Origin of the sequence: Roseovarius dicentrarchi, assembly GCF_003316635.1 — a bacterium.
GTDB classification, from domain to species: Bacteria; Pseudomonadota; Alphaproteobacteria; order Rhodobacterales; family Rhodobacteraceae; genus Roseovarius; species Roseovarius dicentrarchi.
The window spans coordinates 1-1241 of the sequence record NZ_QNQP01000076.1 but is presented as its reverse complement, the minus strand read 5'-3'; the positions used below and the strand labels follow the sequence as shown (position 1 = coordinate 1241).

Below are 1241 nucleotides of genomic sequence, written 5' to 3'. Positions count from 1 at the left end.
TCGCGCCCTGACTCTATATCACCTGTTGGCCAGCCTGCCCGAGGGCATGAAATGGCTGCCCGCGATGCCGTGAAATGCGTGCCCGAGATCACGCGAAATCACTGCCCAACTTCCGCGAAATGCGCAGCCTGCGTCCTTAATTGAACCACCCACAATCCAACAATCCGAGCCATCGATAATCACTAGTCGATCATGTAAATTACTACTTTTTCTAAGCTCCGGACAAAGCCCGTATTGGGCCCCAAACGCCGCGACGTGGCTGGCAACTTCGCTCGAATATCTGCTGCAAAGAACTCTGATTGAACAACTGTTACCCAGAGGCCCGAGATAAGTCTCGAAAGCTTGACCATCAAAGTATGGGTCAATAACAAAAACTTCTTTCTGCGCACCAAGGATGATTTCTTTGAGATCACGAAGAAAGTCATACTGCCGTTGCGGACCATACACTTGCCCTATGTCTTCATGGCCATCAAGCTCTAACTCCAACTTAATCTCTTCGGCTGCAGCAAGAAGCTTTTGGCGAAGCGGTTCTCTGGCCACCGACCAATACTGGACCAATGTATGTCGAGCGGTCTGGAAAGCGATTTTGTGCTCGATACCGGTGCGTGCAAGAAGTGCACCTATTCGTGCAATCCATCGTTGAGGTTCAGAATTAGCGTCAGCCAGATATTGTTTACCGAAATCTGGCGCAGTCTCAAACTCATGTATAAGCTTCAGCAGCAATACTTGCTTCTCGGCAGGGCCATCACCCATGAGCCGCTTCTGTAGGCGTTCTAAGTTATCATTCATGTCAGTGCTCCCACGGATAGAAACGACGCTTTTAGAGAATGCGAAGCTCGGAACTCCATTTTCGCGAAGTTGCCCTTCGTCATCGGTGTAGTACACGGATACGCCGCAGGATGTATAGGATCGCCATGTCCGCCTTGGGCTGGGAGCGGTCGTTAGACGTGTTTCGCGCCAACGGCAGCTTAGGGCCGGAGATGTCTTAGGCTTTGGCCCTGTCTTCGCCTTCTTACCCCCCGCCAACTTCCCAGTAATCTCATCTGGCAAATACCCTCCATCCCATATCCCCTCAACCAAAGCTTTCACCTCAGGGTGCTCTGACCAGCGATGTACGTCGATGGGGCGGGAATCCCGGGGGTTGTCTATAACTGCCATTCTGGGCGGGCCTTATCTTATTTGGGGATGGGATTACAGCATTGGAGGATGAATGTGCAGGAGAATACAAGGTCTTACTGGGT

At 51.5% G+C, this 1241-nt stretch carries 1 protein-coding gene; it reads right to left on the bottom strand.

The annotated features are described in order from the left end of the window. Window positions 1-18: 18 nt before the first annotated feature. Window positions 19-789, bottom strand: a complete 771-nt coding sequence (locus DQ230_RS17195; protein ID WP_162497503.1) for a phospholipase D-like domain-containing protein — start codon at window positions 787-789, stop codon at window positions 19-21. Window positions 790-1241 lie beyond the last annotated feature (452 nt).